General features: G+C 36.4%; 15 protein-coding genes, 1 tRNA gene, 1 pseudogene and 1 other annotated feature. Of the genes and pseudogenes, 10 read left to right on the top strand and 7 right to left on the bottom strand.

The window, feature by feature from the left end; genetic code table 11:
- Nucleotides 1-47: 47 nt before the first annotated feature.
- From BC008_RS14455 to BC008_RS14480, 5 genes are all read right to left on the bottom strand, one after another.
- The gene (locus BC008_RS14455) at nt 48-1,640 is read right to left on the bottom strand and encodes an HlyD family efflux transporter periplasmic adaptor subunit (RefSeq protein WP_082650555.1); all 1,593 of its coding nucleotides are present in this window, start codon (nt 1,638-1,640) and stop codon (nt 48-50) included.
- 195 nt (nt 1,641-1,835) lie between these two features.
- Nucleotides 1,836-4,913, bottom strand: a complete 3,078-nt coding sequence (locus BC008_RS14460; RefSeq protein ID WP_027841823.1) for an ABC transporter transmembrane domain-containing protein — start codon at nt 4,911-4,913, stop codon at nt 1,836-1,838.
- Between the two features lie 947 nt (nt 4,914-5,860).
- Entirely contained in the window at nt 5,861-6,076 is a 216-nt protein-coding gene (locus tag BC008_RS48350) for a hypothetical protein (protein ID WP_153009589.1), read from the bottom strand.
- 1,909 nt (nt 6,077-7,985) lie between these two features.
- Nucleotides 7,986-8,468, bottom strand: a complete 483-nt coding sequence (locus tag BC008_RS14470; RefSeq protein ID WP_027841821.1) for a HetP family heterocyst commitment protein — start codon at nt 8,466-8,468, stop codon at nt 7,986-7,988.
- Nucleotides 8,469-10,320: 1,852 nt separating this feature from the next.
- Nucleotides 10,321-11,676 carry a P-loop NTPase family protein gene (locus BC008_RS14480; protein WP_058183627.1) on the bottom strand — a complete coding sequence of 452 codons (1,356 nt, stop codon included), beginning with the start codon at nt 11,674-11,676 and terminating at the stop codon, nt 10,321-10,323.
- Between the two features lie 1,092 nt (nt 11,677-12,768).
- Between BC008_RS14480 and BC008_RS14485 the strand changes: the two genes are divergently transcribed.
- Nucleotides 12,769-14,295, top strand: coding sequence for an efflux RND transporter periplasmic adaptor subunit (locus BC008_RS14485; protein ID WP_235595865.1), 1,527 nt, complete (start codon nt 12,769-12,771; stop codon nt 14,293-14,295).
- Nucleotides 14,292-17,519 (top strand): efflux RND transporter permease subunit, encoded by a 3,228-nt coding sequence (locus BC008_RS14490; RefSeq protein ID WP_027841819.1) that lies wholly within the window; start codon nt 14,292-14,294, stop codon nt 17,517-17,519. Before BC008_RS14485 ends, BC008_RS14490 begins: the two co-directional genes overlap by 4 nt.
- Before the next feature lie 18 nt (nt 17,520-17,537).
- Here BC008_RS14490 and BC008_RS14495 read toward each other — a convergent pair whose 3' ends face one another.
- Together BC008_RS14495 and BC008_RS14500 are read right to left on the bottom strand one after the other, a co-directional pair.
- The gene (locus BC008_RS14495; RefSeq protein ID WP_027841818.1) at nt 17,538-18,908 is read right to left on the bottom strand and encodes a PrsW family glutamic-type intramembrane protease; all 1,371 of its coding nucleotides are present in this window, start codon (nt 18,906-18,908) and stop codon (nt 17,538-17,540) included.
- 702 nt (nt 18,909-19,610) lie between these two features.
- Nucleotides 19,611-20,591, bottom strand: coding sequence for a glycosyltransferase family 2 protein (locus tag BC008_RS14500; protein ID WP_027841817.1), 981 nt, complete (start codon nt 20,589-20,591; stop codon nt 19,611-19,613).
- Nucleotides 20,592-20,762: 171 nt separating this feature from the next.
- Between BC008_RS14500 and rplS the strand changes: the two genes are divergently transcribed.
- The 8 genes and pseudogenes from rplS to rplL all read left to right on the top strand — a co-directional run bounded on the left by rplS (nt 20,763) and on the right by rplL (nt 25,385).
- Entirely contained in the window at nt 20,763-21,125 is a 363-nt protein-coding gene (gene rplS / locus BC008_RS14505) for a 50S ribosomal protein L19 (protein WP_027841816.1), read from the top strand.
- Between the two features lie 179 nt (nt 21,126-21,304).
- Nucleotides 21,305-21,377, top strand: a tRNA-Trp gene (locus BC008_RS14510).
- Nucleotides 21,378-21,575: 198 nt separating this feature from the next.
- Nucleotides 21,576-21,794: pseudogene (secE, locus tag BC008_RS14515) on the top strand (preprotein translocase subunit SecE); the annotation flags it as partial.
- Between the two features lie 74 nt (nt 21,795-21,868).
- On the top strand, nt 21,869-22,507 hold the full coding sequence (nusG, locus tag BC008_RS14520; protein ID WP_027841815.1) for a transcription termination/antitermination protein NusG: 639 nt from the start codon (nt 21,869-21,871) through the stop codon (nt 22,505-22,507).
- Between the two features lie 5 nt (nt 22,508-22,512).
- A complete protein-coding gene (gene rplK, locus BC008_RS14525; RefSeq protein WP_027841814.1) occupies nt 22,513-22,938 on the top strand; it encodes a 50S ribosomal protein L11 in 426 nt (141 codons plus the stop codon).
- 169 nt (nt 22,939-23,107) lie between these two features.
- Nucleotides 23,108-23,824 carry a 50S ribosomal protein L1 gene (gene rplA / locus BC008_RS14530; protein WP_027841813.1) on the top strand — a complete coding sequence of 239 codons (717 nt, stop codon included), beginning with the start codon at nt 23,108-23,110 and terminating at the stop codon, nt 23,822-23,824.
- Nucleotides 23,825-24,094: 270 nt separating this feature from the next.
- Nucleotides 24,095-24,249 (top strand) — a sequence feature (ribosomal protein L10 leader region).
- Nucleotides 24,250-24,334: 85 nt separating this feature from the next.
- A complete protein-coding gene (gene rplJ, locus BC008_RS14535; RefSeq protein ID WP_027841812.1) occupies nt 24,335-24,910 on the top strand; it encodes a 50S ribosomal protein L10 in 576 nt (191 codons plus the stop codon).
- Between the two features lie 64 nt (nt 24,911-24,974).
- On the top strand, nt 24,975-25,385 hold the full coding sequence (gene rplL, locus BC008_RS14540; protein WP_027841811.1) for a 50S ribosomal protein L7/L12: 411 nt from the start codon (nt 24,975-24,977) through the stop codon (nt 25,383-25,385).
- Nucleotides 25,386-25,394 lie beyond the last annotated feature (9 nt).

A 25,394-nucleotide genomic window follows, 5' to 3' on the forward strand; every position in this document is an offset into this window, starting at 1 on the left:
ACAGCATTGCTTGTAACTAGTGTTTGGATTTCTAAACCGTTTGACAGTTAAAGCTCTAAAGAACCTTTTTGTAGCTTCTTGAAAGGATCAAGAATAAAGTCAATTACCCGACGCTGGCGAACCACAATTTCAGCTGTTCCTGTTTGACCGGGAGTTAAATTGATTTTTTTATTTCCATTTTTAATAAACTGTTTGTTCAAACCTATTTCTAATTCGTAGCTTTCCATACTACCTTTTGGAGTTTGTTTAGCTTTTGAGTCTGGTGAAATCCATTTCACACGACCTTCCATTACTCCATATTCTTGGTAGGGATAAGCATCGAACTTGATTTTGACCGGCATTCCTACCTTCGTAAAACCACTTTCGTGACTTGCGATATGAGCTTTAAGGACAAAATCGGCATTTTTTGGGGCAATTTGGGCAATTCGTTGACCTGCTTGTAATACTTCTCCCGGTTTAGATACAGGTAATTCAAAAACTACTCCATCAATTGGAGAGCGAACTACATGTTGCTGCAATCTAATTTTTAAAGAAGTACTTTGACTTTGAACTTGCGCAATTTGCGATCGTACGTGAATGATTTGGCGTTCTATTTCTTTAAGTTGTTCTTGAGTACGCAGTAATGATAATTTTCCGCTATCTCTCAAACTTTTGTGACTATTTTGTTGTTCGACCAAACGAAGTTGAGCTTGTTTAATTTCAGAAGCTGCTTGCTCAATGACTACTTGGTAACGATTTTCTTCTTCTTTTAGACGCAGTTTGGTTTGTTTAACTTCAGACAAAGATTTGTGATGCAATTGTTGACTTTCTTCAGCTTTATCTTCAAGTTCAACAATTTTAATTGGTGCAACAGCTCCTGCTTTCAAAAGTTTTTGATAGCGTTGGACTTCTGCTTGATTTCGCCGTAAACGGTTTTTAACTATGTGATGTGTTGTATGGCTAGATTGAGCATTATGTTTTGCTTGTTCAAGTAAAGCTTGTCTTTCTAATTTTTTTATGTTGTACAGACTTTGCTTTGAGTCTAAATTTTGCTGTGCTTGATGAATCTGGGCTATTTTTTCCGATTGTTGTGATTGGTTCTGTTGTTCTTGAGTGCTGATTATCAATTGAAGTTGATTCTTTAATAATTTCAATTGTGCCAGTTGGTTTCTATATCCAGATAGTCTTGCTTGTATCTCTTCGAGATTGTTTTTCAGGACATCCGAATCCAATTCCAATAATACTTGACCAGTTCTAACAACATCTCCTTCCTTGACTTTCACCGCACTAACACTACCACCTGTTGGAGTATCTAGCTTTTGTGTTGCACCTTGAGGTTCAATACGTCCTCTAGCACTACCTGTCTCATCAACTTTTGAAAACATTGTCCAAGGTAAAATAACTGCGGTAAAACCTACTAACAAATAGAGTAAAGAACGACTCCAGACTCGCGGTAAAGCATCTAATAGTTCTTCTGTTCCATAATGTAAATCATTACTTTCTAAAGGCTCTTGGCTAGTTAAGTTAGTTTTTGTGTCTGTATTTTTTTTAACTGTACTTTCTGCAATCCCTTCAAATTTATTAGAGTGAGCAGAAGAGGGATTTTCTTCTTCTGACTTTACAACAGCATTATTATATTGATGGTGTGATGATTGTGGCATAAGATATTTTGTTTCATCAAATAAGCAAATGATACTAAAAGATAAATATTGTCATTGGTCATTAGATTTATATTTTTAAGCCTATATTTTTAAGCCTATATTTTTAAGACCATATTTTTAGGACTATATTTTTAGAACTATATTTTCAAGTTCGTACTTTTAAACTTAAATATTCAGCATCAAATATAAATATTTTTAACCAGCCTGTGCTAATTGTTGTTGGTTGAGATAGTAGTAATGACCTTTTCGATTAATTAGCTCTTCATGAGTACCACTTTCAACTAGTACGCCACGATCTAAAACTAGGATTTTATCGGCGTTACGGACAGTTGATAGACGATGGGCAATTATCAGGCTAGTACGACCTTTTAATATTGTCTTGAGGTTATTCTGAATGATGCGTTCTGACTCTGCATCCAGACTGCTAGTTGCTTCATCAAAAATTAATAGTTGAGGGTTACCGAGTAACGCACGAGCAATAGTTAAACGTTGACGTTGTCCTCCAGATAACATTCCCCCACCTTCACCAATTTCGGTTTCATATCCCATTGGTAATTGTTGAATAAACTCGTGTGCTCCAGCTAGAGAAGCCGCTTCGACAATGTCTTCTAAAGGTGCATCTCGATGAGCAATACTGATATTTTCCCGAATTGTACCGCCAAACAAAAAGCTTTCCTGATCGACAACACCAATTTGCGATCGCAAAGATTTGAGAGAAATATCAGTAATGTCATTACCGTCAATTAAAACTTTACCGTCACTGGGAGGATATAAACCCAAAATTAGTTTCGATAAAGTAGTTTTACCCGAACCACTACGCCCAACAACTGCAACCATTTGTTCGGGCTGAATTTCAAAACTAATATTTTCTAGGATATTAATTTCACTTTCGCTATGATAGCGAAAAGTAATATTATCGAAGCGAATATGACCTTGAAGAGCGGGTAAATTTTTTCGCGGTGAGGACATTAAATCCTCTTCAGGTTGCGCCTCCAAAACATCATTAATCCGCTCTACAGAAATAAATATTTCCTGTAATTGATTCCAGACTACCGAAAGTCGTTTAAAAGGACTGATAACATTGCCCATTAACATATTGAAGGCAATCAATTGCCCAATAGTTAGTTGATTATTAATAACTAAAGATGCACCATACCATAACAAACCAGTAGTCATTAAAGTATCAATGCTACCACTAATTATTTGTATGCGGTTGCTAACAACTTCAGCCCGAAAGCTTTTTTTAACAGAGTCATTAAGCAGTTCTTCCCAATGCCATCTTACAGTTTGCTCGATAGCCATTGACCGAATGGATCGAATTCCTGTCAGAGATTGGATCAAATAACTGCTTTGTGCGGCTCCAGCACTAAAAATTTCCCTTGACATCCGGCGTAAAATACTAGTGCTTGCAAAAGCCAAAATGAAAAATGGGGGTACAATCAGCAAAACCAGGAGCGTCATAGACCAGTTGTACCAGAACATGACTGCAAGATAAATACATACTGTCAGTAGATCCAGTAAAATTGATAGGGTCTCACCAGTGAGAAAACGCTGGATTTTTTTATTTTCCTGGATGCGCGAGACTATATCTCCAACATAACGAGACTCAAAATAGCCCAACGGTAATCGGAAAGTATGTTTAATAAAACCCACCAGTAAAGCCACACTCACACGGTTAGCGGTGTGAGCTAACAGATACTGTCGTAAACCATTAATTACGATTTGGAATAAACCAAAAATAATTAACCCCAAACTGATGGCTGTTAAGGTGACGTTACTACCCTGTAAAATGACCCTATCTAGTAATAATTGGGTAAATATTGGTGTAATTAGTCCAAAAACCTGAAGTAATAAAGAAGCAACGAAAATTTCGAATATTACTTTAGTGTGAGGCTTGAGCAATTCGAAGAATTGCCATATAGAGCTAGTTTCTTCTTGAGTTTCTTTAAATTGGACTGTTGGTTGGAGCAATAAAGCATAACCAGTCCATCCAGCCTGAAACTGCTTATGAGTCAGAACACGTTGACCGATCGCCGGGTCGCAAACTATTACCTGTTTGGGATTAATTTCAAATACGACAATATAATGTTTTCCCTCCCAGTGAGCAATTAAAGGTAAAGTTTGTTGCACCAATCGGTCGAAGCTAGCCCGAACAGGTCTGGTCACAAAACCAATATTTTCTGCAGCAGCAGCTAAACTCTGTAACGATGCTCCATTCCTATTGATATTTGCTAAATCTCGTAGGCGACTGACACTCAAACGCTTACCCCAATGGCGACTAATCATTACTAGACAAGCAGCACCACAGTCAGATGCACTTTGCTGAGCATAAAATGGATATTGCTGAGTGAAGCGTTCCCACCAATGCTTCACTTTTACCTTTGGAGTAGGAAATAAAAGTTGTTTTTCCGGCTTTTTATTTCGCTTAGCAGTTGGTGAACGAAAAGGAATTACATTATTGCTTCTATGAAATCTTTCCGACAAAGGTTTCAGTTGAATATTTCCTTGCTCTGCTATGGATTCATTTGGCGTTTCAGATTCGATAAAGTTTTTTAACGCCGGACAATATTTCAAGGCTTCATTCCAATCGGAATTACTTAGACTATAAGCCACTGTAGTTCCTGTTGCTTTCCAGAGACTATCTTCAATAAGAGAAGATTTCCAAATAATTCCAGGATTTAATTTCTTCCCCTCAGGATTAATTAGCTCTCCTTGTCGAACAACCGATAATTTAGCATTTTTGGGAAAAGATATTTCATCTGAAGTCTTCAAAGAATGGGACTTGAATAACGATAAAGCTTGAATAGTTGCTTCTGTTGATTTACTCCCTAAAAGTTGAGAATTTTGGCGACATAACATCAGTAAATCCCAACTTTCAGCCCTTTTCCTCAAGCGATCACATATTTCGGGATACTTACTTATTAGACTTTTAATTTCTCCTTGCTTCAAATAACAAAGTTTCAAATTTGTTGATGACCTTGCAGCATAAGGTTGAAACTCATTTTCGCCAAATAAAGTTGCTTCTCCAAATGATGAACCACTTTTGAGAGTTGCAACTAAATTATCTGCCCCATCAAGCAGCCGAACTTTTCCTCCAATAACTATATATATCCCCGGTTCTGCAAGTGTTGATTGCCAGATCTGCATTGCTGCGACTGGTTCAATAATTTCTACTGTTTGCAGGCATTTTTGTATCTCTTCTTTTGAAAGTACTTTACCCAGTACCTTTGTTATATATTCGCCCAGTTCTACTTGTGAAAATACTGACGGCATCTTTAATAAAAGTATTCTATTTAATTGAGCAATATTTTAGCTATACAAATCCTGAATCATTCACGTTAGCCGCATCAAAGATGTTTGCACGCAGCAAGCTGTGAGGGGCACCGGAGATGTTCACGGAGTGCGTCAACAAACGCTGTAAGCGCGTTCTAACACGTAGTGCGTCCAAACGCGTAAGCGTACCGTAGGTAAGAAACAATATTGTAGATACGCGGTATTCTTAGCATGACCTTAAGGTGACCATGTCGCATCTTTACAGGATTTATTTGTTCGCAAATCAACCAATATTCCTATACCAGTTGGAATTCTCAGACCCCAAGTTTAATGTCAATATCAAAGAATCTGTCGGAATAGACATCAATTAAAACAGTTCTTGAAAAGAAATAAGTATTGAGATGATACTTATGTTGGAAATTATAAGTTTTTTTCAAGCCAAAAAACTCACGCTTTACAAATTTGTAAAGATAAAGAAAATTTTTCAACGAAAATGCTTGACCGGCTACAAACACTTGTAGCTGACTGAAGTGATGTGTCATAATTCTTCTCAGTTGTAATAGAACGTCAAAACAGACAAATGAATCCATCACAGCTGTTAAATAAACCTCTGACCCAGGCTTGACAGCTGTACTTTGTCTTGACTGTCACCAAATGTGCAGTCAATCTGACATTATGCAACCAACCGTTGGATACACCCCTAGGATTTTGGTAGTCTGGGGGTCATGTCCTCGGTTATTCGCTATTTTAAATTTTGTTTTATTCGTCTGATGGCAAGATTCTCTTAGTATTTTAGAGATCTAAGGATTCTAGAAGCCTTAGTATCTTAGCTAAGTATTTTAGAAGTCTAAAAAGAATTGTCCTGGAGCTTAATAATTCTTTGGCATAATCTTCATCTTTATTGTTACGGACTTTTAAAACTCAAAATAAGATCCTAATGATGCACCTCACCTGAATAAATCTACTCCATTGCTATAGACTTTATTTTGACCAACTGCACTCAAACGAGACATATCTTCCTCAGTACTCTTACTCAAGTAGGCTTTGCATCTTCCTTTATAAAGCAGTACCTTAGAGGAGATAGTAGGAATTGCTACAAGCATAGTATACATCATACTTAAACATCGTACCAGCCAATAGCGTCCTATTAGCTTGATTGACATGCAATAAGTAATCCTACTTACGACCATTTAATTTTCCACCTTCAAAATTAAATGATCTCAGAGTTGATACTAGATATATGTTTTGGAACACCTATAGTCTAATCCCAATTAGGGCAGATCTACTTAACTAAGATAAAAATTTTCAACAGTTCTTATCTTTAGCTTCAACAGAGTGACTGAACTTTGTCATTAGGGGTAAGTCTCTAACTTCTAAGTATCCTAGAAGATTGACTTTTTTGATAAAATTTTTGATTTTTTTCCGCTTTAGGAAAGCGGACTAGCACACAGCACAGGACAGTTAATAAATTATGAAGTTATTGTCACACAAAAGTGGCTATTTTTACAAAACCACTACATTATATAGCTTGTGGTAAATAAAAATTACCTTTAATCATCTTTTTAGTAAAAATATCTACACTTAGTCAAGTTTTTTTTAAATTTAAATCAAGTTTTCACCTAAATTTTACTATTAATTGTCAGAAACTTTAAAAACTTAACTTAGTGTAATAAAATATCTTAATATTTAAGAGCGTTAAGTAATTATCACTAAGGCTCTAAAGATTTAGTTTTTAGGCAATCACAAAAACAAAATAAATATTTTTTTTCAAAGTATAAATCTAAAATATAAACACATACAATAATACGTAATAAGTTTAATTCTTAGATAAAAATGTAATCAAAAATACTACAAAGATAGACTTATCTGCTCAGACTTATTCTAATTTACATCGTTCTCTATTTATCTGGGTCGCATACATTAACTGAAATCTCATTATATATGGATCTAATATCTGCTTTATGATTGTCTGGAAGGAGTATATCGTAAAGTATTTATTGTGACGAATTAAATTTCTTCTACAGAATCCACCTCTGCGTTCTAAAATTTAGATTTATTTGAACGGAACTGAAATTGAGAAAAACCAGCTATGTAGTGTTCGAGGCTTTAATGTATAGGATTCAACTTATGCTTTCAGGCATAATTTTGTTGGAAAAGAGCAATATACTTCATTACAACTCAATGCAATCTTAAGGTGAAGTTTCATTTTATCTATATAGATTTTTGTCATTTAAGTAATATATTTATTTATCTATACACTCATCAAGTATTAAACAAGTTTATTTGTATTATTTTCTAGTTCACATAGTTGCAGTATAGTAAGTAACTCAAAAAATAAGACAGTAGTGATGTTGGAATTCATTAAACATGTAAATCCAACAATATTTTTTTGGAATGTGCAGTACTTTTGCAAGCAGGATAAACCTTTATAATATTTGTCGTAAGGATGTTCGCAATCCCTACTTTGTCTTAGTAAAAAATCTGGAAACTATATACAATAGCTTCCAGAGAAAATATAATCACTTCTTACACATATAAGTAGCGATTTGTTTTATTAGGAGGATAGAGGTTGTAAACATAAGAATTTAAGAAACAAAGATAGAAGGTTTATATTAAATCACTAGGATTAATCACCACTTTTCAACTTCTGCAGCAATAATTGAAAAGATAAGACGTATAATCTTTCCTACCAATATATTGATATTCAGAAAATGAACCACCATAAATAGTGAAGATAGCTTAGTGAATCATGAGAAACTTCTATTATCTTTAACTTCTATATTTACTTATCTTCATTGCGCATCTCCAGATACGAAATTTACCTCTCAAAATTGATCGTTTTGCAAATATCAAGCTTGACAATACTATGCCTAATTTAGAATAAGACGATGAAAATTAATTGCCAAAATGGCAAATTATTTTTGATAGACTATAAATTATTAATTATTCAGTATTTAAGAATAAAATTATATACTCCATTACATGCACAAGTCATGCTGCTATTTTGTTGTCAGCATGACATGTTTCAAAAAATGATACACAACTATTGTATCTATGCAATTAGTTGAGACTTCAATTCAAATTACACAACTTCAAGGAAGGGTTAGTACTACTACCTGTAGCTGACTTAACTTCTGATTTTTTTGATTGGTACTCATTGATTTTCTTTCCTAACCAGTGCTCGAGTTTTGCACCATTAATTTGAGTTTTTTGCTTCCCCACGACTTCAAGATAAGGTAAGTCCTTTATTTGATTTAAGCAACTGGGTGTGACATTTCTTTGGTTATTCTTTGTAGAATTTTCTCGAGCAACCTTAACGTTATTATTTTGCTGCTGATTCTTACTCTTTTTCCCAGGAGTGTTTTCTTTGAGTAACCGATTGTAAGTTCGGTAAGGAATGTAATGTAGTGGGTTATAACCTGTAAAACGTAGCATCAAGACACAAGCCCAAGAATACTTTCCAGCCAGAATTGCTTCTATGACTCGATCAAATTGTTCAGAATTAAGTGTTTTTCCTAAATTATTACTACTACTGCCAGCAATATCTTGATTCATAGTTTTGTAGTCTTCAGTTATGGGGTTAAAAAATGTATGAGTTTATTTGCGACTAATATCTGACCGGAATTGTGAATTGTACTACATTTTTTGCTTTTTCTCTTGTGATTTACACCCAAGTTAAAACAATTACAAAAAATCTATGATAGCAAAAAAATACTCTGTGAATGGTTATGTGAGTTATTTAGAAATATTTGCAAGACACTCGATATTTCAGTAGTATTACCACTTATAAACTTGCTCCTATAAGTCATGCTATTTCCTGTTTTCAGCACTTTTGGCAGAGCAATATCTCCGTTAAATATTAATCCTACAGTCAAGTAAAATTATTTGAACTTCAAGGATAGCTATTTCTCTGTTACGTCATCTTAACTTCCTCCGAGCAACTTGATATTTACAACATGCTTGGGTCTATCTTTCTTACTATTGGGAATTGTGCATTTATAAATAGTATATTCTTGCTATTTTGAGGGCAGTACTTCTCTTTTATCTAATTTCAAAAGCTTCACCTCTTGAGTAGAAAAATAATTGAAGTATAGCTAAATTTATTAACATACCTATATAAAACATTTGATGAACAGTTCATTAACTTACTAATTAATCCTATTTTACGTTCAAGATGTTGAGTAATTTATAATCGTTCGAGTTTATCCTAATTGTGTAGTGACATAATCCATAGCTTCATAATACTGTTATTTGTTTTAGCTCTTGAATCTCAAATAAATCATAAATACAATTGTATATTTTCCTCATTTTTTGTCATTTAGTCCTTCTAGTGGTGTCATTTATATACCTTATTTATACTCCTAATTAAATGTACTAACTGTGCTTATATACCTACTAGTTCGTTGTGCAACTTTAATTTTTGTCCCTTCCTTAGTTAACTTTTATCTAACATTCATTTTTTCATTATGAAGACTCTAAAATGAGGAATTTTACTCTATTTATGCGTCGTAAAAAATAATCATTTACTTCACATATCAGGTTCATACTTGATGAATCAGCATTAATTAAATTAGTAGATAACTTTTTTCATTTGCTGCACAATTTCATTAGAACATCATAATTTTTCTATATAAAATTGGCGCAAACTTGATTTATTCATCATACCATCACAATGGTGTCATAAATATTGGATATTTTTTATATTTCAGTGATTTTTCTCCATAATTACTTCATCTAAACTTATTCAAATGATTCTTTCTGCATATAAATACAATAAATGTCAACATAAGTGTTTTTAACTTAGTCAAAAATAGTAAAAATCATCTTCATTAAGTTCTATTGTTAATTAGTTAATAAACACTAGAGCTAATTTCTGTAACCAATGTATCGTTAGGAAAATCTATTTCATTTGATACTCAAATACCTATGATAGTCAAAGCCATATAGTCATTGATTGATACTAATTAGACTTGAAGAAAAAGTCACTAGTTGTCATCAATCTTTTGTCAGTTATTTGTTTCTGAAGCAGAGCAATAATTGCAATTATGTCGAAAAGACGAAAATAGTTTTGCACAGAGCAGGTAAACTTTAGCTCACAATGAACTTGCTAAAGGTATTATCTACGCCAACTAAGGTGAGTAAAAAACGAAATATATTCTGTTGCGGTAGGTGGAGATAATTAGTATCTAAACAACTAGTAACCTCATCTAAAATCAGAATCATAAGATTTGTCATTAAGGCTCTAGGAATTACTATTTTTTCCTGTTTTTCCCGCATACAAGACGATTTCGATTCTCTTGAGAGTGTGCAATAACCCCAAAATGTATGTCAGCATGAAACATATATCATCCGACGAGCTTAAAGACTATAAATTTTGGCTCGAGGTTAAGATTATAATTGTATAAACTTATGCGGTTGAAAATAGTACTAGAGAGGAGAAAAATTCTTGCAGTATCACCCTTAACTGCTTTTGCAAGAACTTTAAAAAAAATAGGTAAATGTCATATCCGTCAATAATGATTCTGCCACTTTTAAGACGGTACAATCCGATTGGGAGATTAATACTAGTCTTTTGCTCAGAGCCGCTTGCACCAACAGTTCTAATAGTTTGCCTAGCTCTGATATTGAATAAAACATTTTTCAATGTGTTGGCTACTAAATCAGGATAAAAGACAAAGGAAATATTCCCTAATACTTTTCTAGTACTAATCCTTGTTAAGACATTCCAAGACTTTCTTATATATTCCTTACTAAATGGTGTTGAAATACGATGGGAATAATTGTATGTATTCACTATTTTTCCCAACTCATCACTCAGTCTTCTCTGTTGCAAATTAGGGTAACAAGACAGTAATGCAGTAAATCCCGAGTAAATTATTCTATTTTTCTTTTCCAATTCACCAGAATCTATCTGAAGACATATTTGAAGCCGAGATACTTGATTTAAAACAGCAAGATTGCTATATTTATAGTCCCCTGGTCGATAGTCTTGGCATGCCTTAATCCGACTTATTTCGTCATACGAATTTGTTGACACTAATCTCAACATTCGCAAGTTATTATTTATGTATTTGTGGATGGATATATCTACTTCGCTAGCTATTTTTCCTAGGTAAAGACTAAGGGATGTATACCCCCCAAGAATAGGCTGAATCCTATATTTGCATTCTGACGTGTAATTATTTCTTATTATTAAGGGAGGAAATCCTAATTTTATCCAGTTTTGGGTCAAATTTGATAATATTCCATCTAATTTACCTGTAGTGAGAAACTCCAGTTTGTTGTACCTGATTCTGTAGATTTTGGTTTTTAACGAAATCAATATCCGTTTTGTCTGGGCTAATTGAGAAATACAATCTTTAAGTTTTGGTAATCGCTGCAACCATTTTTCTTGATCATTGATTATCATTAGCATTTTTAATCCCGTAACACCTAGAGTTAAGTAGATAAAAGATAAAAAAGCACAAAGATAATCGTTAATAATCATCCCTCCAGGATTTATTTTCTTAGTTGGAATTTTTTGTTGCCATAATTTTTTTTTCCTCTGATATTTATCTCTCAGTTCCTGACATCTAAGCTTCTGGGAAATTGAACCAAGACAACTTCTAAAATTTGTATCTTTTGAGAGATGCATATATCTAGTTTTATAATTTTCTAGGTGATGCTTCCCGGAAGATAATATTTTTGAGCTTGGCTTACTTTCCTCAGTAGTTATAGTTTTTATGATTCTCCTTAATGATTTGATAATAGGTTTCAATGTCATTGAAGACAGACAGCTATTTGTATAACCAAAAATTGTCTGAACTCCTGAAAACAAGCATGAGTCCATTGCTTTATATTATCTACATTTCAATTAATAAAACCTAAAATTGGCACTTTTAGGGAAAGTACCAATAGCACCAAAGCTATACAAGCCTATAACTATAGGTTTTATTTCACTCCAATAGCCTCTGGAAAATGCAATTCTTTGTATTTTGATGTACTGATTGCTCTTCTATCATTTCTCAGGGGCTTTCCTTGCAGTGAAGTTTTAATTAACAAAATTAGACACTGGCTTCATACCGTTTTTCTGACCGGATTAACAACAGTTTTCCGATCTGTTGATATAAAACTTTAACCAGTATCCCAATTGGATAATCATTACTTTAGCAAAGTTTGATGCATCTATTAATGAGTACCTATTGATTAAATTATCAAAAAACTGTATCTCTGAATACATTAAACTAAATGAAATTATTTTATTTTAATGAGTCTTTTCTCTTGAAAGGTTTGTAAAACAATAAACATACGTGAGTATTTTCACTATTTATTAAGCGATAAAAACATTTTTTAATACAATAAATTTGTTAAAGAAGAACATTTTTCTTGTAATATAATTTTTAGTTATATTTTCACGGGAAAACATTTGAATTTTTATTTTTAGATTTTTTTTTTCCGCAGGTACTAGTTTTTGCCAAAAAAACTCTTGATGAAACCTCCACCAGTTGGTGCAGAAGAGTTATTTGAAAGCAAATTGATAGAGTATTAACTTAACGAGAAAAATCAAGGTTACTTAATATTTCTTTGCTTGAATTGCCAACACTAGTTTAAAAAAAATTTTTTTTAGAGAATTAATATTTTGTTTGTTTAACTAGTGTTTAACTTATTTAATGCTTACAGACAGATTAATTTATATTCCAAGATTTTCTAAGTAAAGGATGTGTTTTATGTACCCTGACAGGAAAATTATAACTAAAGAATTATGAGAGCAACTTTTTTAAACTAAAATGTTCTTGAGACCCTACTCGGAGTAAAAAGATCTAATTTGTTAATTAAGAATAGCTGTGATCCCGTTATCTCTTAAGAACAGAGCAAAATGCTGCATTTCTTTCACACCAGCCAGATATGTGAAACTCGAGATAGCGATCCCCGCTTACCTACAAAATTTAAATCCACGGGCATGAAAAAATGTAGGATAAGATTTAGATACTCTGCTGGCAATCCCCAAAACCAGTACTCAGGATTTTTGTTCAAGTTAATCTTTATTGCTTGGGTATTGAGTATGACAACCATCGCCACCGGTTGTGATTTTCAAAAAAATCAATCTGAGCGGTTGCAGAGAAAAGGGGTGCGAGGAAAAGTTGAAAAACGCGCAGGCGGTAGAAATATAAGTACTGCTGTTGATGTTGTAATCGCTAGGGTGCAACCTTTACGAGAACCTCGAGAATATGTAGGTACAACCAAGCCATTTCGAATTATTACGATGCGTTCTCAAGTCGAAGGTAAGTTGTTGGCAATGAATATAGAGGTGGGAGATACCGTCAGACAACAGCAAGTAATTGGACAAGTAGATGATGCGATCCTCAAAACTAATTTAAATCAAGCCGAAGCAGAACTTGCTGCGCGTCAATCTGAAGTTGGTAGAGCGGTAAATCAAGTCAGAAATGCTCGAGTTCAATTAGAGCAAAGACGATTAGAACTATTACAAGCTCGGATAGAAGCTCAGAGACAACAGAAACTTTTAGAATCTGGAGCGATCGCCAAACAAGCAGCAGAACAAGCTGACACCAGAGCCAAAACAACAGCAAAAGCTGTGCGCGCTGCAGAAGAAGAAATAGCAACTGAAAAACAAGCAGTTGCAGCAGCCAAAGGCAGAGTTATCGCTCAACAAGCAGTAGTAGCTCAAGCTCGAGAACGACGCACCCAAGCAAGGATTATTTCTCCCATCGCCGGGATCGTGATTGAAAAATTGGCAGAGCCGGGAAATTTTTTGCAGTCAGGTAATGAAATCTTAAAAATAGCCGATTTAAGTCGAGTCAAAGTTGAGGTACCAATTTCAGGGCTCGATCTGAGAAAAGTTAAGGTTGGGCAGTTAGTCCAATTAAGATTAGATGCTTTTCCCAATAAAGTATATCCAGGACAAGTGAAGCGGATTTTTCCGGCGACGAATAATCGCCTAATACCTGTAGAAGTCGTTATTGCCAACAGTTATCAAAGAATTGGTAGTGGTTTAATCGCACGAGTTAATTTTGCTCCTGCAACAAAACCTCGAGTAGTAATACCCCAAAAAGCGATTCAAACCAAAAATATTCAGGATAGTTCTCAAGATAAATCTCAAGGTAAGAGTAAGGAAAATATTACTTCTTCATTCAAGGAAACTACTTTTACGTCTCCAGGTAATAGGAGTACTGTGTATGTAGTAATACAAAACGATGGTAAAACAAAAGTTACAGCCAGAACTGTTACACTAGGGGAAAAAGCAGATGGCAAAGTTGAAGTTTTATCGGGTTTAAAAGCCGGAGAAAGATTTGTGGTGAATAGTGGTGGCAAACCTTTACAGGATGGAGATATCGTGCGAATGTCGATTATTTCCGAAACCGAACGGGCAGAAGAAAGGCGATGAAACATGACTCAAATAGTCGGTTTAGTATCAGTAAAATTTCTATTAGTCGCCACATTGCCACATTTATCCTTACCCTAGCTGCAATTGTACTTGGCGTTTTCTCAATTACTCAAATTCCAGTTGATTTGCTGCCATCAATTACCTATCCTCGCATTGGAATTCGTGTGGAAGCACCAGGAGTATCTCCAGAAGTCGCGATCGATGAAATTACTAAACCTTTAGAGGAAGCTTTTGCAGCCACAGAAGGTGTAGAACAAGTATATTCTCGCACCCGTGAAGGACGCATCAGTCTAGATTTATTTTTTCAAGCAGGAAGTGATATTGACCAAGCTCTTAATGATGCGACTGCTGCATTTAACAGAGCTAGAGGTAGGCTTCCAGAAACTATTGAAGCACCCCGGATTTTTAAATTCGATCCTTCTCAGTCACCAGTTTATGAGTTTGCCTTAACTTCTCCCACATTACAAGGAGTTGACTTACGGATTTTTGCCGAAGAAGAAATTGCTCGGGAACTGGGTGTGGTAAATGGTGTAGCGGGAGCGGATGTATCGGGAGGAGTTGAAGAAGAAATTAGAGTTAATATCGATTTACAACGCCTGCAAGCTTTTGGTGTTGGTTTAAATGATGTACTAGATAAATTAGAAAACCGCAATCAAGATATTTCTGGGGGAAGAATTTTAGGAGAAAATTCCGAGCCATTGAGTCGTACGGTTGGACGTTTTCGTAGTGCGGATGAAATCAGAAATCTTTCTTTTAATCTTGCTTCAGCTTCCAGCAGCACAGCTTCTGCTTTGAATAATCGGGTTTATTTGCGCGATTTTGCCGAAATTATTGACGGAACGGAAAATCAACGAGTTTTTGTTCTTCTCAATGGCAAATCCGCAGTCAAAATAAGTATTCAAAAGCAGCCTGAAGCCAATACTATTACTGTTGTTGATGGAGTCAAAGCCCGCCTCAAACAACTCCAAGCATCAGGTATTATTCCTCCGGAAGCTTTAATTACAACAACTTTAGATGAGTCGCAGTTTATCCGTAATTCTATTGCGAACTTAACAACATCGGGATTAATTGGTACCACACTTGCAGCGATCGCGGTTTTACTTTTTCTTGGTTCTTGGCGACAAACCTTCATCATTGTTTTAGCAATTCCCCTTGCGACTTTAGCAGCAATGATTTTAATGGGGTTGTTTCACCTATCCCTAAATATTTTTAGCTTGGGTGGTTTAGCTTTGGGTGTGGGAATTGTGGTGGATAACTCCATCGTCATGCTAGAAAATATTACCCAAGGGTTTAAAGCCAGGTTAGAAGGTCATTTCCCAAATTACTCGCGGATTGACTCGCAAACAATTATTCAACAAGCTCAGGCTAGCAGTCAGGAAGTTGAATCGGCTTTAGTTGCTTCCACTAGCACAAACCTAGTGACAGTATTACCTTTTTTACTTATTGGTGGATTTATATCACTGATATTTAATGAATTAATTCTGACTATTAGTTTTGCTGTCGGCGCTTCAATTGTAGTAGCTATAACTGTTGTACCAATGTTGGCATCGAGGATGTTAGCATGGCAATTTTCCAGTAATTTGAGTAGTTTTTGGTTGCTGAAAAAATTTAATAATCGCTTTGACACTGCCACGAAAACATACACTAAAGTTCTAGCGAAAATACTCCGACAAAGATTATTAACCCTACTGCTAATATTAATTTTCCTGGGTAGTGGTAGTTTTTGGATGGCGAAACAAATTCCCCAGGAAATTTTGCCACGAATTAATACTGGACAAGCAGCTTTATTTGCCCGATTTCCTTCCGGGACATCTTTGGAAATCAATCAAAAAGTTATGACTGCAGTAGATGAAATTTTACTGAGTCAACCAGAAACAGAATATGTTTTTTCTACCGTCGGTGGTTTTTTATTTGGTACAACAACCATTGCTAACCCCCAACGGGGTTTTGTTAACATTACCCTTAAACCCGGTACGGATATTGAAACTTATAGCGACAGAGTATCGAAAGAATTTGACAAACTTAATTTAGCTGGAATTCGCCTACGTTTATTTCCCAGACGCGTACGCGGTTTAATTCTTAGTAATACACCAGTACGGGGAGCAGATATTGATATTATCCTTCAGGGTAACGATACCAAAAGTTTAGCTCAAGCCGGACGAAAAGCCCTGAGCGCCTTAGACGAACAGGTCACCCTAGCAAAATTTCGTCCCGATGCTGATGTCCCCGAACCAGAAGTTCAAATTCGCCCCGACTGGGAAAGGGTTGCAGCATATGGTTTAACAGCCCGAAATATTGGCGAAACAATTCAAACCGCAATTACCGGTAGCGTCCCCACCCGCTTGCAACGTGCAAATCGCCTAGTGGATATAAGGGTTCAACTCAATGAAATCTCAATTCAAGCAGCATCTGAACTAGAAAGTTTACCCTTATTTACTCCAGATAAACATTTAATTCGCCTCAGCGACGTAGCAAAAATTATTAAAGCCCAAGCGCCGACAGAAATTAAACGCATTAATCAGCGTCAAGTTTTTCTCATCGCCGGAACCTTAAGTGAAGGTGCTAGTCTCAGCGAAGCTGCTAGTCAGGTAGATCGGGTTTTAGATAATCTTGATTTACCTCCAGGAGTTGCAGTTATACCCAGTTCTACGGTTACATCTAATCAGGAACTGCAAAATTCTTTTATTTTCTTAGGTGGACTAGCAGCATTCTTGGTTTTTGTTGTTATGGCAGTGCAATACAATTCCCTTATTGACCCGCTAGTTATTATGTTTACCATGCCCTTAGCACTAGCTGGAGGGATTTTTGGCTTGTATATTACCCAAACAGCAATTGGAGCTACGGTTATCGTCGGCGCTGTATTGCTAGTAGGGATTGTGGTAAATAACGCCATTATTATGGTGGAACTAGCAAACCAAATCCGAGAACGCGATGGTGTAGATCGTCAGACAGCTATTTTACAAGCAGCACCCCAACGCCTGCGCCCGATTCTTATGACTACGATCACCACAGTGTTGGGAATGTTTCCCTTAGCTTTGGGAATTGGTGAAGGTTCAGAATTTTTACAACCTTTGGGGATAGTAGTTTTTTCCGGTTTATCTCTAGCAACTTTATTAACTCTGTTTATTATTCCTTGTTTTTATACCTTACTCCACGAGATTTTTAGCTGGGATGACAAGAAAATAAAGCGAATACAGTTAATGATGAAGCGGTATTTGAGGTAAGAATTAGAACTCGAATAACTACTCCTCAAGTTTAAGTCGTGTAGCAAAATTGTCCCTTCGTGAAGGAGATAAAGCCCGCGCCTTCAAAATTGCGGCTGCTAAAAAAGCATAGGATGTTATCCCAATTAGTACCAACAGCAAAATTCCCAAACTGCCAAAATAAGTCATTGAATTCCACAAAGCATGGATAGTTGATGCTGTAAAATAACCGATGGCTAAAGTTCTCTTTGCATTACCTGGTTTTAAAACACTTAAGCCAATAAAGTAACCAAAGTAGCCACTATAAGCCATATGTCCTGCAACTTCTCCCAAAATTCGCGGGATGAGTAGTTGCAGACCCGCCAAAGCACCGCGAGAAGCTAAAGTACGCGGTACATAATCAAGTAGAGTTTCAAATAAAGTAAAACCAACTGCTGAAGCACTTCCAATTAAGATACCGTCTAGGGGTTCCCAAACACCAACACGTTTGTTTTGTGGCGATGTTAATATTTTTCCAAGAAAATAAAAAGCAAATATAGGTATAGACTTGAGAAACTCCTCTAGTAAACCTGCCCCAAAAAACATTCGAATAAAAAATTCGAGAAAGCCTATATTACTCTCCCCGGTTCTAAGAAAGGATATATCACCAGGTAGAATCGCACGAAATATATAGAAAAACGGGATAGAAAGTGGTGTAACTAAAATGACGATACAACAAAGAGTTGAAGCAAGGAGAACCCACCAAGGCTTTTTCTTGCCACATAAGCGATAAATAAAGTAAAAGCCCGCTCCGGCTAAGTAAGTTGCTAAGATAACAAAAAATGAAGTAGAACCTTGAGCCGCAAACATTAATACAACAACGATTACTGTGATAATCCCCGGTATTAAATAAGCTTTGTGACGCAAATCTTTTCCAGTAGAAAGTATTGGAATTAACTGCGATAAACTTGCTGCATCTACTTCTTTTTCTATGTGGTCTGAATTTTTTTCAAAATAAACAAATGACCCTGGTTTTGCGAAATTTATTACAGATTTAGGATATGCTGATGCTTCCGTATTTGGTAAATCATGTTCATACTCAAAGACAAATTCCGGTCCATTGTTACCAAAAATAATGTGATCGCCTACTTGTAACTCCTGACAACCACTCAAACGTCTACCATTCAAATAGGTACCATTAGAGCTATTTAGGTCGCAGATTGTAAAACAAATTTTTCCTTCAGGCGAAAAAGATGGAGCAATTGCTGCATGACGACGCGATACCATTGCATACTCCTCTGATTTGAAGACTATTTGGCAAGTCGGTTCGCGCCCTACTAGTGTCTCACTGTTATCAGATAGCAAGTAAGAGCATGTTTGTTTGAGGGTGTCACTTTCACCGGAAATCAGCCGCAGCAAGCCGTTACTCATTTTGCTAACTTATTAGATATTTTCTTTGTAATTTTTTTTGGAAGAATTTATGTCTAATATGATCCGTAACTTGTCTGACATTTAACTTTAATTTTTTAGAGGTTTAATTTTTTAGGGGTTTAATTTTTTAGGGGTTTAATTTTTTAGGGGTTTAATTTTTTAGGGGTTTAATTTCTTAGGGGTTTAATTTTTTAGAAAGCGTAAAAAGTCTTTACTACAAACTAAATAATTTCATAAAAACAACATAAACAAAAATCAATAATGTGCATACAAGCATAAAAAAGTAAATATAATCTTGATTATTGCAGACGATGATTTATGTTTAAGTTGTGATAGTCCAGTTTGGCAGCTGTTCTAGATTTAATATATGAAATATAAGCATATTAATAGAGACAAAGACATCAATATCTTAGTATCCATGTTTTAATGCTTAAAACTTAATGTTTAAAACTTAATATTTATAATTTAATTTTTATATATAAGCTCTTGTAACGAGATTTAATCTGTTATCTAATCCCGCATAATTCTTTATTCATAAACCATATGATTTCAATAACCCCAGACTTAAAAGGCGATCGTTTGTATATATTTAATTCTTGAATGGGCGTATCTAAATCTAGAAATTTCCAGATATAGGATTTCCCATCAATAATTTTTTAATAATAACTTGATGAAATCGTAAGCTTAAATTTATTGACGAAATCAATTTTCAGGTTTTTCAATTAATACTAATTTACGAATTATTCCCCGATCTATTTTGATTTTGCGCGAACATATAACCTTTAAAAAAAGCTGCCATGTTGCAGGGAAAAGGATAGATGCTTCAAGCATGTCGAGCGAACCTTTAATATTTTTTTGTTTGAGCGCAACCAAAATCCAGTGAAGCTTCAAATAATTTTTCACATCATCAAGCTTAGGAACATGTTGATGGTGCTTTCGATCTACTAAAGCATAAATCTTTTCCTTCATTAATATATTCGTAGCCAATCTTTGAGAGAAGGAAAACTTTTGATTGTACGCACCCGGCCAAATTGTACGATAGGCAAGGCACTGATTGAGAAAAATTGCATCACCAAACCGAGCGACTTGAATCCAAGAATCAATATCATCACAGTTAGTATCTAAACCGGGATCCCAACCTCCAGTTTTTAAGAATGCATCTCGCTTACAAGCGACTTGTACGGGCGTCCCAAAAGGGATTAACTCCAAAAGCATTCCGTAATGAACATCAACTTGGGGAACATAAAAAGCTAAACCTGGACCTAGCTGTGGCGTACGACTAATTTCAACCCCTTCACTGTCCACCTGAGTTGCAATACAAGAACAGATTACTGCCTCCTCGGCACGTAGTGATATGGCTTTTAACATCTGTGCTAAACAATTAGCTGCAAGATAATCATCATCATCCAAAAACTTTACCCAGTCTCCTTTAGCTTTTTGCACTCCCACATTTACCGAAACTGCATGACCCATATTTTTCTGGTTGCGGAGATAAACTAGGCGAGAACCATGACTTTCTTCGAGTTCTGCGATCAGATTCTCCACATATTCTTTGGTCCCATCAGACGAGCAATCATCCACAACAACCACTTCACATTCAAGTGTTTGATTGAGAGCAGAATTGATTGCCCTTTGCAGCAAATTTAACCGATTGTGGGTGGTAATCACCACGCTAAATTCCATAATTGCAAAACTCGCTACACAATCCTTATTCTTGAAATTTCTAGCTTAATCTGCCCTTACCCAAAAAATCATTAAAATCGTCATAAAACTATCGTTATAATTCATCAGTTTCATCTAGACTAAAGACATTTATGGATTTATGATTGTTGATCGTGAGTTTTTTCAGAAATTATGAATGTTCAAGAAGTTATCCGTTCCATTGAAGCGGAACAATTAAAAACTAATCTTCCCGTCATCTATGTTGGCGACACCGTCAAAGTAGGAGTAAAGATTAAAGAAGGTGAAAAATACCGCGTTCAGCCCTACGAAGGAGTTGTAATTGCTAAGCGTAATGGCGGAATTAATGAAACCATTACAGTACGCAAAATATTTCAGGGTATTGGAGTAGAACGAGTATTTCTGCTGCATTCTCCCCGAATTGATAGTATTAAAGTGATACGTCGAGGTAAAGTTCGCCGAGCAAAACTTTATTATTTACGCAATCGAGTTGGTAAGGCGACCCGGATCAAACAACGTTTTGACCGTCCCTTGTAAACTTCAAGTATCCATATGGGAGAAAGCTCTACTGTAAAGCGGCTCTCGCCGCTATCTTGTTTTTTTCCTAACAGCTTGCCTTTTCCAATAAAAATAAGTTATAGTGTTACCCAACATTGTGCTAAGCTATTTCTGCTAGGTGATAAGGTTATTCATGACGATTTAGCTTAGGTTTTTGTGCGCTCTTAGTTCAGTTGGTAGAACGCAGGTCTCCAAAACCTGATGTCGGGGGTTCGAGTCCTCCAGGGCGCGCTCTCTTATTTTAAGAAAACTTAGTCCGAAACAAGTAGAATAACTGTTAATATAGCAGTAACAAATACTCGTATCGGGCTATATTATGATGTTTACAGCTATTTGCTTCAAGGCTTGTTACTTGAAGCCTTGGTTGAAGCATCTATTGCTTTATAAAATAATGAGATAGCTGTACAAGAATGGGGGAGACTAAAAACCGTGGCCAAAAAAAGCGAGGCGGAAATGCGCAACACCACTAGCGAATTCAGCATTGCCAACTTTTTTAAAGGGACTAAAGAAGAACTGGATAAAGTAGTTTGGCCAACACGCAAGCAACTAGTAAGTGAGTCAGCTGCTGTGTTGTTAATGGTTACACTCTCCGCTTCTTTAATTTACGTAGTTGATTGGTTGTTCAGTAAATTAAGTACAGTGGTATTTGAATCAACCAATCAGGCAGTTTCGATTAATCTCATTGACGGATTGTTTGCTTGGGCAGTGGGTAAGGTGTTCTGATGACTTCTTCAACAGATGAAAGTCGCAATTCAAGATTACAGCCAGAAGAAATTACGGAAACGGCAATCAATGCTTTAAAAGAAGCACGCTGGTATGCAGTACAGGTTGCCTCCGGATGTGAGAAACGTGTAAAGACTAATTTGGAACAGCGCATCCAAACATTTGATGTTGCTGAAAAAATTTTTCAGGTAGAAATTCCTCACACCCCAGCTGTAAAAATTCGTAAGGATGGCAGTCGCCAACAAACGGAAGAAAAAGTCTTTCCTGGCTATGTTCTGGTCAAGATGACGATGGATGATGAAAGCTGGCAGGTGGTTCGTAATACTTCCCACGTAATTAACTTTGTGGGAGCCGAACAAAGAAGAGGAACCGGAAGAGGTAGAGGTCACGTCAAACCGGTACCACTTTCTCACGCAGAAGTAGAAAGAATCTTTAAGCAGACTACAGAACAAGAACCAGTAGTCAAAATTGATATGGCTACAGGTGATAAGATAGTCGTGCTTTCTGGTCCATTTAAAGACTTTGAAGGTGAGGTGATTGAAGTCAGTCCCGAGCGGAGTAAGCTAAAGGCCTTGCTCTCAATCTTTGGACGTGATACACCAGTGGAATTGGAATTTAATCAGGTAGAGAAACAGTAGTCAAAATGGCGAAGAAAGTAACAGCGCTCATTAAATTGGCTCTTCAAGCTGGGAAAGCCAACCCAGCACCGCCAGTTGGTCCAGCTTTGGGTCAACATGGTGTCAACATTATGATGTTCTGCAAGGAGTACAACGCCAAAACAGCTGATAAAGCTGGAATGGTGATACCTGTAGAAATTTCGGTTTATGAAGATCGGAGTTTTACATTTGTCCTCAAGACTCCGCCAGCATCAGTACTCATCACTAAGGCTGCAAAAATCAGTAAAGGTTCTAGCGAGCCAAATAAAACTAAAGTTGGTTCCATTACTACAGAGCAGTTGCGGGAAATCGCCCAAACAAAAATGCCCGATCTTAATGCCAATGACATTGAGGCAGCAATGAAAATTATTGCGGGTACTGCCAAAAATATGGGTGTGACTGTTAAGGACTAGTTCTTAATTTTTAATTATTAGTCTCTAGTTAGTAAGGACTTCAATTCTTTATTTAGTTGCTGCTAAGTTTTTGTGAAAGTAAGGACGAACTGCGAACTAAGTAAAATATCAAAAAGTAAAAAATATCGGGGGAGAGAAATGTACTCGTTATTTACCCCAGGAGAGCAAAATGGGAAAGAAATTCTCACGCCGAATGCAGGCGTTATTAGAAAAAGTAGAAGATAAAGACTATGAGCCTATAGAGGCTTTAAATCTTTTAAAGGAAACAGCAACAGCTAAGTTCCCTGAAGCCGCAGAAGCACATATTCGCTTGGGGATCGATCCAAAATATACCGACCAACAATTACGGACTACGGTTGTATTGCCAAAAGGTACTGGGCAAACAATTAGAGTTGCGGTAATTGCTAGAGGTGAAAAAGTAACCGAAGCTAGTAATTCTGGTGCTGATATTGCTGGTTCGGAAGAATTGATCAACGAAATCCAACAGGGAAGAATGGATTTCGATAAATTGATTGCGACTCCAGATGTCATGCCGCAGGTAGCGAAGCTGGGTAAATTGCTTGGTCCTCGCGGTTTAATGCCTTCTCCAAAAGGTGGTACGGTTACAACTGATGTTGCTAGTGCGATCGCAGAATTTAAAGCTGGTAAATTGGAATTTCGTGCTGACCGGACTGGTATTGTCCATGTTATGTTTGGTAAGGTATCATTCCCCTCAGAAGATTTATTAATCAATTTGAAGGCATTACAAGAAACTATTGATCGCAATCGTCCTTCTGGTGCTAAGGGTCGGTACTGGCGTACGATTTATGTTTCCTCAACAATGGGACCCTCCATTCGGGTCAATATCAGTAGCCTTCGAGATTTAGCATTAGCCGAGGTTGCTTAATAATAAGTTCTGTAGTAATTTATAAGCCTTAGGTTGTAAATTTCTTAATCTTGACTTTTAATTTTGAGTGTTAAGTCTTATTGGTTGAACAAAGATTTTGAACTTCCAAATTCCTAATCTTAAACCTAAAACTGTGACTGCTTGAATGCAATTCATAGCCTATGGCTCAAAATTCAAGACAAATATTAAGACAAGTAATTTAAGGCTGGTAATTACTTAGTGTGATCGTATATAGACTTTATATTAAGTAAGCCGGTCAAATAAAACTCATAATTGAATAGGTAAAAGCCAGAGACAGTAGGTTCCCTTCGGGGGTAATTTCCTACCGAGGTTCACACCTTTGAAAAACTTTGTAGAGACTTCTGTTTCTTAATGTCTCTGAAAGACTCTGGCTCGTGGCAGTCAGAGTCTATTGTTTTGGCAGAATCTATTTTTTTGCAGGCACGTACCACAAGGCAATTGCTGAAAAATTATGAGAAGAAAAGCCACTTTTTAAGGAGGTGAGATTAGATGGGTAAAACGCTAGAGGAAAAAAAAGCCATAGTTGCTGACCTCAAAGAGGTTTTGGATGAGTCTTCCTTGGCGTTGATTGTTGATTACCAGGGGTTATCGGTTGCACAAATCAGCGATCTGCGTAATCGAATGCGATCCAGTGGGACAATTTGCAAAAAAGCCAAGAATACTCTGATGCGCCTTGCTGTCAAGGATGACGAACGTTGGCAACCAATGACGGATTTCCTTCAAGACTCCTCTGTTTTTCTTCTTGTCAAAGAAGAAATGAAGGAAGCCATTAAGGCTTATGAGGATTTCCAGAAAGCCACTAAGAAAACAGAACTTCGTGGTGGCGTGCTCGATGGTCAAGCTTTAAACCAAGATGACATCAAAGCACTGAAGGAACTACCTTCCAAACAAGAACTTATGGCTCGTTTGGCAGGAGGAATCAAAGCAGTTTCAACCAAGTTGGCTGTGGGAATCAACGCTGTACCAACCAAGTTGGCTGTGGGAATCAACGAAGTACCTTCTTCCTTGGTACGTGCGGTCAAAGCTGTATCGGAGAAGGAAGGGTCTCAAGAATCCGAATCTTAGATTCGTGGTTTGACTCGTTACATTCAATCAAAGTTAATTATTCACCGAAATAAGGAGTACATCAATGTCTGCTAAAACTGACGAAATCTTAGATCAGTTAAAATCTCTAACACTATTGGAAGCTTCTGAATTAGTTAAGCAAATAGAAGAAGCTTTTGGTGTAGATGCTTCTGCTTCTGCTGGTGGCGGAATGATGATGATGCCCGGTATGATGCCTGGAGTTGGTGGTGGCGGTGCTGCTGCTGAGCCTGAAGAGGAGAAGACTGAATTTGACCTTGTTCTTGAAGAAGTACCTGCTGATAAGAAAATTGCGATCCTTAAAGTGGTACGCAGCATCACTGGTTTAGGTCTAAAAGAAGCAAAAGAATTAGTTGAATCTGCTCCTAAGGCTGTTAAAGAAGCGATTGCGAAAGAAGCTGCTGAAGATGCTAAGAAACAGCTTGAAGAAGCTGGAGCTAAAGTTAGCGTCAAGTAATAGTTTTCA

Origin of the sequence: Mastigocoleus testarum BC008, assembly GCF_001456025.1 — a bacterium.
Classification (GTDB): Bacteria; Cyanobacteriota; Cyanobacteriia; order Cyanobacteriales; family Nostocaceae; genus Mastigocoleus; species Mastigocoleus testarum.

What these genes read in the sequence shown, in the direction of transcription:
- BC008_RS14455 (WP_082650555.1), bottom strand. Translation starts at nt 1,640, where the DNA reads ATGCCACAATCATCACACCATCAATATAATAATGCTGTTGTAAAGTCA.
- BC008_RS14460 (WP_027841823.1), bottom strand. Translation starts at nt 4,913, where the DNA reads ATGCCGTCAGTATTTTCACAAGTAGAACTGGGCGAATATATAACAAAG.
- BC008_RS48350 (WP_153009589.1), bottom strand. Translation starts at nt 6,076, where the DNA reads ATGTCAATCAAGCTAATAGGACGCTATTGGCTGGTACGATGTTTAAGT.
- BC008_RS14470 (WP_027841821.1), bottom strand. Translation starts at nt 8,468, where the DNA reads ATGAATCAAGATATTGCTGGCAGTAGTAGTAATAATTTAGGAAAAACA.
- BC008_RS14480 (WP_058183627.1), bottom strand. Translation starts at nt 11,676, where the DNA reads ATGACATTGAAACCTATTATCAAATCATTAAGGAGAATCATAAAAACT.
- BC008_RS14485 (WP_235595865.1), top strand. Translation starts at nt 12,769, where the DNA reads ATGCTGCATTTCTTTCACACCAGCCAGATATGTGAAACTCGAGATAGC.
- BC008_RS14490 (WP_027841819.1), top strand. Translation starts at nt 14,292, where the DNA reads ATGAAACATGACTCAAATAGTCGGTTTAGTATCAGTAAAATTTCTATT.
- BC008_RS14495 (WP_027841818.1), bottom strand. Translation starts at nt 18,908, where the DNA reads ATGAGTAACGGCTTGCTGCGGCTGATTTCCGGTGAAAGTGACACCCTC.
- BC008_RS14500 (WP_027841817.1), bottom strand. Translation starts at nt 20,591, where the DNA reads ATGGAATTTAGCGTGGTGATTACCACCCACAATCGGTTAAATTTGCTG.
- rplS (WP_027841816.1), top strand. Translation starts at nt 20,763, where the DNA reads ATGAATGTTCAAGAAGTTATCCGTTCCATTGAAGCGGAACAATTAAAA.
- nusG (WP_027841815.1), top strand. Translation starts at nt 21,869, where the DNA reads ATGACTTCTTCAACAGATGAAAGTCGCAATTCAAGATTACAGCCAGAA.
- rplK (WP_027841814.1), top strand. Translation starts at nt 22,513, where the DNA reads ATGGCGAAGAAAGTAACAGCGCTCATTAAATTGGCTCTTCAAGCTGGG.
- rplA (WP_027841813.1), top strand. Translation starts at nt 23,108, where the DNA reads ATGGGAAAGAAATTCTCACGCCGAATGCAGGCGTTATTAGAAAAAGTA.
- rplJ (WP_027841812.1), top strand. Translation starts at nt 24,335, where the DNA reads ATGGGTAAAACGCTAGAGGAAAAAAAAGCCATAGTTGCTGACCTCAAA.
- rplL (WP_027841811.1), top strand. Translation starts at nt 24,975, where the DNA reads ATGTCTGCTAAAACTGACGAAATCTTAGATCAGTTAAAATCTCTAACA.